This window comes from Sulfobacillus harzensis (assembly GCF_012933365.1).
Classification (GTDB): Bacteria; Bacillota; Sulfobacillia; order Sulfobacillales; family Sulfobacillaceae; genus Sulfobacillus_B; species Sulfobacillus_B harzensis.
Map to the genome: position 1 here is coordinate 21,454 of NZ_JABBVZ010000001.1, position 12,313 is coordinate 33,766.

The following is a 12,313-nucleotide window of genomic DNA, read 5'->3' on the forward strand; positions in this document are numbered from 1 at the left end:
TTCGAGAGCCATCTCACCCTCATTGAACAGCACATGAGCCGCATCGTCGGGCCTGTCCAGCAAGATTACCGTCCCGAGTGGGGGTGGGAGCGGGAGCGTCTGACGAGCATTGCCCAGACGGGCCTAGGAGGTTAACCATGGAGGAGCCCCATCCGATTAAAATTAAGCCGACCCTCGTCGGCACCGACCTCGACACGTTCAACAGAAAGCTCGGCGTCGCGGAAGCGCACATGAAGCGCATCATGAACTACGCTAGCAAAATCACCATTCCCGGCGTGAGCGGCGGCGCCGGAGGCGGTGGTGTCGCCCCGGGTGTGCCGGGGGCCGGGGGCGGCGGGACGAATGCCTCGCAGACGGCCTCCCAGTACGCCCAACAGGCGATGCCCCCGCGCGCACGCCGCGTGCATAGGGGTCGCTTCGGGGGCGCGAACGCCACCATGAACTCCGGGCAGTTTCTGACGAATTTCCAATCGGTGATTGAGCCGATTTTGCCGCAGTTGGATCAGATGATGATGCCGGGCGGCGGGGGGAAGTCGGCGGTGTCGAAGGCGATTCAACAGCACTTGGCGCGGCTGAGCGCCGTGGTCCAAAGTGGCGCGCCCGGATCGCAAGCGGAAAGCTTCGCCATCGCCCGCATGAGCCAAGCGACGGGCATCGCGCCCGAGGCGGTGCAAAGCGCCGTCGCGGGCTATCGCGCCTATCAACAGGGGCACGGTGGCACTGGACCGCTCACCCGTGAGGTCAGCCGGGCCTATTTCTCCGCGCAGCAAGCGGCGACCCGCGCGTCGGGTGGCGGGGGCGCGGGCGGCGTGACCAATGTGGTCAAGCGCTTAGCCACCGCCGCCGGTGCCGGCGAAATGGCCGGGCTCTTGGGGGGCGGCCTCACGGCGACCGGCATTGGGGCCGCGGCGCTCGGCGTCGGCTTTGTCGCCAGTCAGGTGAAGCAGGGATGGAGCACGTACCACACGCAAGGGACCGCCTTCTCGGCGCTCTCCAAGACGATCGGCGACCTCGGAGAATCGTTTAACACCTTGCGCAACCGGGTCGATGCCACCAGCGTCGGATTTGCGGAAAGCCTCCCGACCATTACCGCCGCGACGCAAGCGTTGGCCCCGTATGTCGGCAATGTGGGCACGGGCGGCCTCACCCGCTATATGACTGCATCCCAAGGGATGGCGTACAGCATGGGCCTGAATCCGGTCTCCACCGCGCAATCCTTCGGCCAAGCCGCGCAAATGGGCATCCTCGGCACCAATAGCACCAGTGGGCAACTGACGGCCAATCAATTCGCGGCGTTGATTGGGAACGCGGTGAGCGCCGGGAGCATGCAGGGACGCCAAGGGCAAGTACTGTCGGCGATGCTGAGCGTCAGCCAACAGTTGGCCGCACAGTTGGGGCAAGCGCCGAACGCGACGCTCTTGGCGGGGATCATGACCTCCCTCAACAAGAGCGGCAATGCCGTCTTGCAAGGCACGATGGGCGCGCAGGTGCTGTCGTCGATTAACCAAGGCATTCAGTCCCCAGGCCTCGGCCCAGCCGGGGCGCTCGCCACGTATCAAGCCTTGAATCCCACCGGGGCGCTGGGCTATTTCCAGGAGCAATACCTCCAATCGCAAGGCATTAATGGCCGCAACCCGATCACGGGCCAATCGAATTTCTCGGCCATCATGCAGTATTTCCAAAAGATGCTGCCAGGTGGCCGTGTCACCGGTACGACCAAGAATGGGATCTGGATGCCCTCGGAGCAGTCGGCGGCGGTGGGCGCATTGATGGGCCAGGACCTGCACCTGACGCAATCGCAAGCGCTCAACGTCCTGAAAGCCATGCAAGGACGATCCGTCAGCCAAGAGAACGCCACCCAAGCCTTGGCGAACCAACTGGGACCCGGCGCGTTGAATGCCATTATCAAGAAAGGCGGCATCTATGAGCTCGGGGCGATTGCCAATGCGACGGGCGTGGGCGGGAAAAATGGCCTGAACGCCGTCGCGCATCAGATCGTCCATACCTTGCATGGGCATGTGTCGCGCCAATATTACACGGAACTGCACCAATACCAGCAACTGGGCCGCATCCACCCGCGCAATCTGGCGGACGCCCACAGCATTCAGCATCAACGGGCGTTGGATTTGGCCCAGATGAAAACGACGCTGGGGCACAGCCTGCAGACAGGGCCGAAACTCGGCACCTCCCTGGATAACCTGAACAGCACTATCGCGAAAGCGGAAAAGAACTGGGCGAGCATCGCCCGCAACCTCACACCGATTCGCGAACAGTTGTCGAAACTGAATGGGTATCTGAGTGGCGGCTTAGCGCGGACGCTCGGGGGCGCGGGGCACACACCGCCGACGCCCGGGCAGATCATGAATCTGTTCAATACCGGGGGCACGGGCGCCACCATGGCCTACCGCGTCCCCGGCTTGCCGTCAGCCTCCAGCGGCGGGAGTCTCGGCGCGACGCTGGCGAGCTTTGTGCAGGGCAACAACCAGCAGACATACCTCTCGGCACTCATGACGCTCATGCGCAACGGGGGCGGTGCATCGAGTGGGAGTGGCGGCGGTGTCATCCCCGCAGGATATATCACCGGCGGGAGCGCCCCCACGAACTTGCGGCCGTATGTCAGTGCGGCGCAAGCCGCCATGCGGCAGGCCCGGGCGGCACACGCCAACCTGACCCCCGGCGTGAGCGCCTACAATCGCCAAATCTCTAACATTCTGGGGACGATGCCGAACCGAAACCCGCACCTAACGCCCGCGCTCATTGATGCCGTGATGACCCAGCAGGATGCCTCCGGCAATCCGTATGCTTATAACCTCGATAGCAACGGCACGATGGATGCGGGCCTCATGCAGATTAATAGTAGCAACTGGGCCAAGTACGGGCTCACCAGCAATCCCTATAATGTGACGGCCAACCTGACGGCGGGGATTCAGATGCTGAATCAGTTGCTCAACCAGTCCGGCGGCAACATTTATTCCGCCGCCTATCATTATGCGGGATCGGGGCCGCTGGCGACCCAAGAAGCGAACCAACTGATGAGTATTCTCGCCAAAATCGAGAAGAACACGCGGAGCAATCCGTATTACGCCGCCAATCAAGGCATGGCTTAAAGCGTCTCCTGAATCCAGTTCACCACGGCGGTCGGCGCGAGGTACGGCGACGCAACGCCGACGGAGATCCCATTCATCGTCCAGGCGGCGCGCCAGGGCGCGTCCACGTCGCAACTGTTCCAGATTCTCGGATCGTCCGGCTATGCCACGAATCCGCAATACGGGCAACAGTTGACGGACCTCCTGAGCCAGATCCGAGGGCTGCTCGCCAAAGTCGAGAAGAATACGCGGTCGAACGGCTTTCCCGTCGGTGTGGGGGCTTAAACGCGCTTGACCGCCGGCGTCGGCGGCAGATCCCGCTGGCAATGCGGGCACACGGTCGCGCCGTGCCGCACCACTTCTTGGCAGTAGGGGCACGGAAATCCCTGCCGCAGGGCCTCGGCCCGGGCTGCTTCAGACGTCGGCCCCACGAGCGCCATGATGAGGACACCCACCCAGCCGAGAAAGAGTCCCAGCACGATGCCGAGGGGTTGACGCCCTTTCTTATAGCCGATCCATGCGGCGACAAAAAACGCGACGACCCATAAGAGCAACACAATCACAATCACAATCCATCATCCTTTCATTCCGCGTGCGAGGATCGACCGTCCCACGCCCAGGCATGCGCGAGCCACGTGGTGAGCCACGCGTGCCATTGCGCGTTGTCGGGCACCGTGAGTACCAACGGCGGCAGATCAGCAGTATGCATCAAGACGCCATTGGGATGCCCATGGAGGGCCAGAATCCCCTCCCAGCGGCACCAGACGGTCCCCTGCGGCCCGAGCCACTGCCATTGGTCGCCCAGGCACCGCAACTGCCCTGAGCCTTGGTCGGTGAGCCGCCCGGACGGACTGTACCACAGCGTGGCGATCGCCTCGTACCAGCACCCATCCGGTTGCGCAGGCAACGGGATCGGCAGCGGCGGCGGGGCGTGGTCGCTAAAACGGCCCTGCGACCGCCAGAGGCGCGGACGCTGGGTGGCGCGCCAGATAAGAAACGCCAGTCCGAACACGATCAGCCAAATCACGGCGCGGGGGCCGTAAACGGGTCATCCATTTGGCAATAGGGACACCGGCGGGCGTTCTCCGCGATGCGCATGCGGCGGTACTCACACAGTCGTGAGCGGCCGAGCGGCAATGCCAGCATGACCAGTGTGGAAACGAGACCGAAGAAGAGGGCTCCCATGACGGCACCGAACATGGCATGCCGCTGCCGAATGGCGATCTGTGTATTGAGCACCACACTCAAGATGAGACTGCTGAACCAGAGTAGGGCCCACACGGCGTGGCCTCCTTAATTTTCTGACTTTCTGACGATATGCTACCACACCAGCGGACCGTTCGCGAAGCCGCTGAGGCCAATTCGAGGTGAGTCATGGCCATCGTCAAACAGTACCGGGTGCAGGTCGATGTCCAGGCCTGGACTCCCCAAGGCAAATACTACCATCAGGACTTGATGGGCGACCTGAAAACCATCCAAACCTCGAAAACGACGAGTCAGCCTTATGGGACGTTCACGCTGACCTTCACCCTGCGCGAAGACCAAGGCGGCTCGTGGGCCGACAAACTGGTCTATCGCACCTACGTGGAAATCCGCGCGGGGATCGGTTCGGGCAAGCCCCCCATTCTCATGCGCGGCTTCGTGGATGCGCCGGGCCAGCAAATGCAAATGCCGGGATATCCCGCCGGGCCCCAGCGGGAGGTCACGGTGAGCGGGCGCGATATGGGCGCGATTCTGGCGGACTGGCAAATTTTGTATTTGTGGGGCATCGATCCCATGGCGACCTTCTTCGCCGCCAACATCCCCGGAGGGAGCGATGCCCTCATCGCGCAACTGGGACTCAACGTGGCGCAGACGAATCCCAATAAGTTGCTCAGTGCGTTCATTGAGAAGTTGGTCAATGGCCCCACGACCAGCGCCAGCAATCCGGCCCAGGGGGCGGTGACGGGCCTCCGGCAGGTGATTCCGGCGGTGCCGTACTTCATTCCGAAACTGACGATTCCGGACGCGTATCAGATTAATTTCCTCTCCCTGCAACCCTGGCAGGGGGCCTACAGCAATTTTCTCGACTATTTTGCGTCGCCGCCGTGGGGCGAAGACTTCGTGCTGGATGAAGAAGACGGCCCGTGGATCGTGGTGCGGCAAACACCCTATAAGAACTACGAGACGGGCCAATACCCGCTCCGGTACAACGGGACCCCTGAGGAACTGGGCTTCTTCCCAGACATCATCGTGGATGCCGGGGATGTCACCGCGCATGACATCACGATTAACGGGGCCAACCAGTTGTACACGTACTACTCGACGACGCCGGACCTCTCGAGCGTGACGGCGCAGAGTTACGCGCAATTTTTCTATGTGTACCAAGGAAGCAGCACGCAAGCGCAAATCATCACGCCCAGCCAAGCGCAAGCGGACCAAGGCAACGCGAACGATCACGTGTTTGCCGCGACGGGGGGCAGCAGTGCCACGGGGGCACCCCTCCAAACCAATCCCGCGCAGGCGAGCCAACCCGGGAGCAATCCGTATTTCGATCCCCGGGCGAAATACATCGGGATTCGGCCGTTGCAGTTGACGACGCCGTGGGTGTCCACGTTGCAAGCGACGTTTGGCCCGGATGCCCAGAAACAGGTGGCGGATTTGAACACCTGGCTGGTCAATGTGTTCGCGGCGAATGACCGCTTTAGCTCGGGCACCATCACCTGCCACGGGTTTCCGGCGGCGAAAGTGGGACGGTATGTGGTGGTGTCTCCCGGCACCATTACCAGCGATCCGAACCCCTGGGAAGCGTATATACAAAGCGTCTCGCACGAAATCGACCTCTATTCCAACAACGCCACCTGGACGATGGATCTAGGTGTTATCCGAGGGAGGGTGCGATCATGATCGATCACGCCTTAGCGAAGGCACAAATGCCCAACCCCTATCGGAAACAGCCGGGAGCAGTCTTGCTGTGGGGCAAAGTGTCGGCGCGGCATCCGGCCGAAGGCACGGTGGACGTGGTGCTGGACCATGGCAGCATCTTGCCGCATGTACCCGTCGTGCCGCAGTTAGTGGGCACGCTAACCGGATCGAGCTATCTGCCGAAAACCGATCCGGTGCAACCCCAACAAACGCCCCAAGGCCCGTATGGTTTGCCGACGCCGAATCCCGATCCCACGGCCAATGACCTCTATGCCGTGGTGGCATGGCTCGAAGGCTCAGGACGGCAACCCCTCGTGGTGGGCTTCCTGCCGCCCACGACCCCGCCACCGGCATGGCTCCCGCAACAGCCCGGCTGGGCCGTGCGCCGCCATGAGTCAGGCCAATGGGAAGCGATTGACCCGGACGGCAACCTCACGCTGGGCTGGCCGGACGGCTCGACGCTCACCGTCACCACCGGTAGTGGCCCGGCGGTGCCTCCGACGGACATCAACCCCGCCTGGCCCCCGGCCAACGGCTCGGACGTGCAAGTCCACCTGCAGCTCGCCGGGGGCGCCACGATTGACGTGGTGGGCAATACGATCACACTGAACGGCGGGACAGCGGGGATAGCCCGGGTGGGCGACAGCGTACAGGTGGATGTCAATGGCACGACCTACACGGGCAGTATTATCAGCGGCTCGGACACCGTGAAATCCGGCTAACGAGGAGGGATCGCCCATGGCCTATGTGCCGCCCCATGCGCAAGCGGGCAAACTCTGTTGGCTGAACGTGTGGCCCGGACCGCCGACGGAAGATGGCGCGACGGCTCCGGGGCATCACACCATCTACTTCCCGCTGAATCCCGATTATCAGCAGACCCGGGCCATTCGCACGACGGCCACACAGACCATCCGAGACACCTATATCGACGACTTTGGCCTCGGGGTCGGGCAGTTGACGCTCACCGGGCATACCGGCTGGGCGCGGGGCGCGGGGAGTTACAACGGCGTGCCCATTGACGGCTGGGACGCCTATCGCGTCCTCTGGTACGACATCATCGAGTATTACTTTGCGCTCCAGAGTGAACACGCGAGCCAACCGCCGAATGTGACGATGTTTTTCTCCAACGACGTGGACGAGATTTTCTTGCAAGTGGTGCCGACGGCCCAACCGAACCCGCTGACCCTGCTCCGCTCGAAGTCGAAGCCGTATCTCTATCAATTTGCGACGTCCTTTTGGGTGATGAAGGACCTCAATCACCCCGGCGCGGTGTCGCCGATTGCGGACCCGATTGACCCGCTGATTAACGTCAGTCCCGGCATGGCGCTCTCGCAATCAACCGTGCCCGTGGTCAACGTGAGTCCCAGCCCGGTGAGCAAATCCCTCCCCGGGCGCTCACTGAAATATGTGGTAAAAGCGGGGGACACGCTGTCGGGCATCGCCGTGCAGTTTGGCGCCCGCGACTTGATCGCGGCCGAGGACGCGATTGCCCAAGCGAGCCATGTGGCGAACAAAAATCTCATTTTCGTCGGCCAAGTGCTGACCATTCCGCAGCCGTTACCGTAGGAGGGGATGCCATGCTCGCGCATCCGACACCCGCACAAGCCTTTCCGACCCGCGCCCAGCGCCAAGCGGTGTACTTTGCTGCGCATCCCGTGTGGCAGCAGTGGCGCACGACGGGCGGCGTCTTGTGGAACGCGGTGAGCACCTTAGACAGTCCCGGCCTCGTGTTGGCGCGGCAGATTCACAAAGCGGCCGCCTGGGTATTGGACACCGCCTTCAGCCAAGCGCCCGCAGACGTCGGCCTGTGGCTGGTGCTGGGGCCGGTGGTCCGCGCCTCGTGGCACCAATGGCGCATCGTAGCCACGCAACCCGTGACCGCGACCCCGACGCAGACGCTCCAACTGAGTCCCGCCGCGCAAGGGGCGTTGCAGGCGTTGCGCCAGTGGGACCCGGTGTTGAATCAACGCGCCCCGGCCTCGCCCGAAGCCGCGTTGCTGGCGGTCTGCCAAGGCCTGGCGGTGGTGCCCACGCAGAATCCGACGGCCACGACCGCGCCGAGTGTGCGGTTGCACACGCTGACGGATCAGGACACGCTCTTGACGCTGGCGAGTCAGTATCTCGGCAATCCCGAACTCTGGCCGACGATTCGGGCGTTGAACCATCTGCGCTCGCCCTATATTTCCCCGCGCTTGTGGGACCAATATGGTCCCCCGGTCGCGGCGTTTGAATTGACCACGGCGACGAGCGCACAGCCGTTTGTCGCGGCACCGGTCGTGAATGCGGGGGCGACGACGGTGACCCTCCCGGGCGTGCCCGGCCCGTTGGCCCAATCGGGGACCGTGGTGGTGCTGGAACAGTGGACGAGCACGGGACGCCAGCAAGAAGCCCATCCGATCCAGAGCTACAACCCCGACACCTTTGTCGCGACGTTAACGGAGGCGGTCACGGCCAGTTACGGCGTGGGGGCGCTGATGAGCCTGAACCTCAACCCGGCGCAGTTGACGACGCAGGTGCTCGCGCCCGGCCAAAGCATCCAGATTCCGCTGTCGGGGCAACCCACGTCGGCGCAGTTGACGGACCCGCAAGACCCGATGGGGACCGACATCTACGTGGATGAGCAGGGCTTCTTGGCGCGGACCGACACCGGGGATCTGATGACGGCGACGGGCATCCAGAATCTCGCCGGGGCGTTGCGCCGCCGCCTGGACAGTGCGCTGGGCACGGTGCCCTTGCATCCGACGACCTATGGGAGCGGCCTGCCGAGTGTGGTGGGGCAACCGATGCTGGGCACGCACATCATCACCGGCTATGTGCGCACGGCGCTCTTGCAAGACCCCCGCGTGACGAGTGTGCCCACCGTGACGGTCCAACAACACGGCACTGCGTGGATCATCGTGGCGCAGTGCCAAGTCCGGAGTATGCCGTCGCCCATTCCGGTGACGACCACCTTTATCCAAGCGGCCTAGGAGAGCCCACGATGCCCATAGGACTCTACTTTACAGTGAACAAAAGCTGGGTCAAGGAGTACACGCGACATACCAAAACTGGGCGTCTCGTGGTGGTTCGCCGATATTGGCGTGATGACCGACCTTCCCTGGGTCATGGCACGTGGGAGTCAATCGGATTGCCGTCATGGCGTCGGATCTTGGAGGTATGGCATCCCCTCAATGTGCCATTGTGGGAAGAGGACTATTCGTATGATTCCTTGGTGCGGTTCTGGCAGGCACACCGCGCGTTGAAGTGGCATGTCAACAACGTTGGGGTCGCGTTTCAAGATGTGCTGGGCGACGATGTGACCCTTGACGATGAGTTTATGAAGCATCTTCTGGATCGGCGTCGGTGGGATCCCAAGGACAACCGTTGGCGATACCTCGCATGGTTGCCCTTTGCCCTGAAACGGCCGGTAGAAATTTGGCGTCAGCCCGTCTCCCACGAGCAAAAGAGGGGTCGGCTTTACATTGGCTATTTTCAGGACAAACGGCACGGAGATCACCCGCGGACCTTTCTGGTAACAGCCCGTGTTCGTAATGGGGTATTGGTGGCGTGGAACGCACAAGAACGGAAGTTGCGGGAAATCGACAAACGTCGGCAGGGGGATTTGCTCTACAATGAATACTTTCGCCACACGTTTGAGGGAGGCAGGAACCCGCGGCCCTAGTCATCCGGCCTGCCATACCTACGACAGCGTTGCAGACTAGGTGCCCTATCGTAAGCGCATCCCGCGATTCATCGCCATCGTGCGACTGACGGGAGGTTAGGCGTTTCGTGGCACGATCACACGCCGAGCCCCTTGCACTACCAGTATACCACCTTGAACGCTCTCAACCGAGGGCGTTTTTCATGAGGAGGGACGCGCATGGCCGCATTTACCCCGTGGACCGCGCATGGCGTCACGGCGCAGATTATCCAGACCACCCAAGCTGAGAACGTGGGCCTCACCGACTTTACCATCGGGAGCGTACTCCGCTCCGGCATTGCGGAACCGATAGCCATTAGTGCGCAGGATTTGGCCGAACAGATTGTGGCGGCGTCCGACCAGAACATGCAAGTCACGCTCCAAAAGGCCCTGAATCTCACGCCGCAATCCGCCGTGGCCGCCTATGGCGAAGTGACCTTTGCCGTCCCGGTGGCGCCGACTAGTAGCGTGACGCTCCCGAGCGGCTTCACCGTGGCGATTCCCAACAGCACGATTCAGTACACGCTCGGGGCGACGACCATTTGGAGCGCGGGCACCACGAGCCTGAATGCCGTCGTGACGTGCAACCAAAGCGGATCGGTGGGGAATGCCCCTGCGAATACCATCACCCAAATCGTGTCGGCCATCCCGAGCGGCTTGTCGGGCCTCACGGTGACGAACCCCCTGGCGTTCACCACGGGGTCTAACGCGCAGACGCCCTTGGAGGCGACGGCAGAAGTCCCGGCGGCGCTCGCGGCGCTGAAAGCGGCGACGACCGATGCTATTGCGGCCAAAGCCCTGGGGGCCACGGTGCAAAACAGCTCCGGGTATGTGGTGGAGGCCGTGGGCGCGGCGGTGAGTACCAGTGGCGGCTATGTGACGTCCCCCAGTGCCGCACCGGTGCTGACGGCGGTGAGTCCCACGACGGCCACGAATCTGGCCGCAGGCACCTACACCGTGGGGTATACGTGGACGACGGCGGCCGGCGAAACGCCGCTCAGTCCCACGGCCACCGTGACGTTGACCGCAGGGCAGGCCATTCAAGTGGGGGCCTTGACGTTGCCCAATGTCGGCCAGACACCGCCCAGTCCCAATGCGACGGGCATCAACTACTACCTCTCGACGGCGGCCGGCTCCAGTAGTGTGGCCTACGATGCCAACGGTACGGGCGCGGAAACCACCCTCACGGCATTACCCGCGAGTGGCGCGGCGAGTCCGCCGACCGTGAACACCGCCTTCAGCGTGACGCCGGGTTATGCGACCTGCTGGATCGCGAACGACCTGCAAACGGCGCCGTCCGCGACCCTCATCAGCCACGCGCAGCAGTCTGTGGACGGCTACACGGACACGAACGGCAACGCGGTGCCAGGAGCCAAAGCGGCGGGGATTGTGACGACGGTGGTGGCCGCGCAGTTGCAGACGCAGAACTTTGCCGTCAGTATCCTCACGCAACCCGGCTATACATTGGCGATGGTCCAGGATTCGGTCACGCAGGCGATCACGGACTATATGGATGGGCTCGATATCTACAACGGCCAGAATGCCAACGCCGCGAGCATCAACGCGAATGCCATCATCCTGGCGATTACCAGCATTCCCGGCGTGGGCGATTGTCAGTTGACCACCCCGAGCGGGAACGTCGCGGGGATTCTCGGCACGCAGTTCATCGTGGGCACCATCACCGTGTCGCAGATGAGTTAGGGGGGGCGTATGGAACGGCAAGATGGCAAGACGTGGAGGAACTGGCTCCAGCACGACCTCGCAGGGTATTTGAACCGCGATCCCCAAGCGATTCCCGCCATCACGCTCACGCCGCCGAGCGGATCGCCGGGCTTGGTCATGGTGCGGGATCACACCTTGGTCGTGCCCGGCACGGGCCTCTTTGACCTCACGCAGTACGGCATGCAGGCCCTCTGCACGGCGCTGATTGCCCAAGGCTGGGGCGCGGAACTCAGCCCCGGCATTCCGGCGGACTTGGCGGCTACCGCGCTGGTAGACACGGGGTATAGCGCGTTGAGTCCCGTGCCGTTGCAAAACGTCGCGGAGTATCCGGCCCTGGCGATTCCGGGCTCGGTGCTCTGGCAGGTGGTCAGACCCCTCAGCGAGACCTGGGAGTCGATGAAAAGCGACCTCACGAGTCTTCTCCTCGGCATCTTGGAAGGGCCGTGGCTGGACAATTTGGGCACCTATTTGCAAGTCCCGCGGATCGGCGGCGAGCCGGACAGCCTCTATCAAACGCGCTTGTACGGCCTCGCCATTACGGGATCGCCCAACGGGGTCGCGATGGAAGCGTTTCTGGCCGCGTTGGGCTATAGCGTAGCCGTGACCGACACCACGCCGGGCCAATTCACGGCGACCGTCCAATGGCCGACGCAGCCGCCACAAGGCTTCGTGTATGACCAGTCCCAGATCCAAGGCATGATCGACACCCTCAAAGCCGTGGGCGTGATTGCCACAGTGGTCTTCGCCTCGCAGTTGAGCGACACCCTCATGATGAGCGACAGCGTGACGGTCACGGCCACCCCACTGACGGCGCAAGTGTGGGGCGGGACGCTCCCGGATGGCACGGGGGCGGTGCAGGGCTTTACGTGGAATGAGGCGGTGTGGCAATAACGCGCCCCGCGGCGCAACGAAAGGACGGCTA

At 63.0% G+C, this 12,313-nt stretch carries 11 protein-coding genes; 8 read left to right on the forward strand and 3 right to left on the reverse strand.

Going from position 1 to position 12,313, the window contains the following annotated elements:
- Positions 1-137: 137 nt before the first annotated feature.
- Complete coding sequence (locus tag HIJ39_RS00165) at positions 138-3,107, forward strand: transglycosylase SLT domain-containing protein (RefSeq protein WP_169095466.1); 2,970 nt, start codon at positions 138-140, stop codon at positions 3,105-3,107.
- 260 nt (positions 3,108-3,367) lie between these two features.
- On the opposite strand, the gene HIJ39_RS00170 is transcribed toward HIJ39_RS00165, so the two are convergent.
- From HIJ39_RS00170 to HIJ39_RS00180, 3 genes are read right to left on the reverse strand one after another with little or no spacing between them, the layout of a single operon-like run.
- Positions 3,368-3,655, reverse strand: a complete 288-nt coding sequence (locus HIJ39_RS00170) for a zinc ribbon domain-containing protein (RefSeq protein ID WP_169095468.1) — start codon at positions 3,653-3,655, stop codon at positions 3,368-3,370.
- A gap of 14 nt (positions 3,656-3,669) precedes the next feature.
- A complete protein-coding gene (locus HIJ39_RS00175) occupies positions 3,670-4,113 on the reverse strand; it encodes a hypothetical protein (RefSeq protein ID WP_169095470.1) in 444 nt (147 codons plus the stop codon).
- Positions 4,110-4,367 carry a hypothetical protein gene (locus tag HIJ39_RS00180; protein WP_169095472.1) on the reverse strand — a complete coding sequence of 86 codons (258 nt, stop codon included), beginning with the start codon at positions 4,365-4,367 and terminating at the stop codon, positions 4,110-4,112. The genes HIJ39_RS00175 and HIJ39_RS00180 overlap by 4 nt, the downstream gene beginning before the upstream one ends.
- Positions 4,368-4,460: 93 nt before the next feature.
- Between HIJ39_RS00180 and HIJ39_RS00185 the strand changes: the two genes are divergently transcribed.
- The 7 genes from HIJ39_RS00185 to HIJ39_RS00215 all read left to right on the forward strand — a co-directional run bounded on the left by HIJ39_RS00185 (position 4,461) and on the right by HIJ39_RS00215 (position 12,282).
- On the forward strand, positions 4,461-5,972 hold the full coding sequence (locus HIJ39_RS00185; protein WP_169095474.1) for a hypothetical protein: 1,512 nt from the start codon (positions 4,461-4,463) through the stop codon (positions 5,970-5,972).
- A complete protein-coding gene (locus HIJ39_RS00190; protein WP_169095476.1) occupies positions 5,969-6,712 on the forward strand; it encodes a hypothetical protein in 744 nt (247 codons plus the stop codon). The genes HIJ39_RS00185 and HIJ39_RS00190 overlap by 4 nt, the downstream gene beginning before the upstream one ends.
- Positions 6,713-6,728: 16 nt before the next feature.
- Positions 6,729-7,556, forward strand: a complete 828-nt coding sequence (locus tag HIJ39_RS23630) for a LysM peptidoglycan-binding domain-containing protein (protein WP_207711380.1) — start codon at positions 6,729-6,731, stop codon at positions 7,554-7,556.
- Between the two features lie 11 nt (positions 7,557-7,567).
- A complete protein-coding gene (locus HIJ39_RS00200; protein ID WP_169095478.1) occupies positions 7,568-8,959 on the forward strand; it encodes a hypothetical protein in 1,392 nt (463 codons plus the stop codon).
- A gap of 11 nt (positions 8,960-8,970) precedes the next feature.
- Entirely contained in the window at positions 8,971-9,651 is a 681-nt protein-coding gene (locus HIJ39_RS00205) for a PBECR2 nuclease fold domain-containing protein (protein ID WP_169095480.1), read from the forward strand.
- 198 nt (positions 9,652-9,849) lie between these two features.
- Positions 9,850-11,370: a baseplate J/gp47 family protein gene (locus HIJ39_RS00210; protein ID WP_169095482.1), complete on the forward strand. Its 1,521-nt coding sequence runs from the start codon at positions 9,850-9,852 to the stop codon at positions 11,368-11,370.
- A gap of 9 nt (positions 11,371-11,379) precedes the next feature.
- Positions 11,380-12,282 carry a hypothetical protein gene (locus HIJ39_RS00215; RefSeq protein ID WP_169095484.1) on the forward strand — a complete coding sequence of 301 codons (903 nt, stop codon included), beginning with the start codon at positions 11,380-11,382 and terminating at the stop codon, positions 12,280-12,282.
- The last annotated feature ends 31 nt before the right edge of the window (positions 12,283-12,313 follow it).

Bases quoted from the DNA above. Each gene is read 5' to 3' on its own strand.
- HIJ39_RS00165 (WP_169095466.1), top strand. From the start codon at position 138: ATGGAGGAGCCCCATCCGATTAAAATTAAGCCGACCCTCGTCGGCACC.
- HIJ39_RS00185 (WP_169095474.1), top strand. From the start codon at position 4,461: ATGGCCATCGTCAAACAGTACCGGGTGCAGGTCGATGTCCAGGCCTGG.
- HIJ39_RS00190 (WP_169095476.1), top strand. From the start codon at position 5,969: ATGATCGATCACGCCTTAGCGAAGGCACAAATGCCCAACCCCTATCGG.
- HIJ39_RS23630 (WP_207711380.1), top strand. From the start codon at position 6,729: ATGGCCTATGTGCCGCCCCATGCGCAAGCGGGCAAACTCTGTTGGCTG.
- HIJ39_RS00200 (WP_169095478.1), top strand. From the start codon at position 7,568: ATGCTCGCGCATCCGACACCCGCACAAGCCTTTCCGACCCGCGCCCAG.
- HIJ39_RS00205 (WP_169095480.1), top strand. From the start codon at position 8,971: ATGCCCATAGGACTCTACTTTACAGTGAACAAAAGCTGGGTCAAGGAG.
- HIJ39_RS00210 (WP_169095482.1), top strand. From the start codon at position 9,850: ATGGCCGCATTTACCCCGTGGACCGCGCATGGCGTCACGGCGCAGATT.
- HIJ39_RS00215 (WP_169095484.1), top strand. From the start codon at position 11,380: ATGGAACGGCAAGATGGCAAGACGTGGAGGAACTGGCTCCAGCACGAC.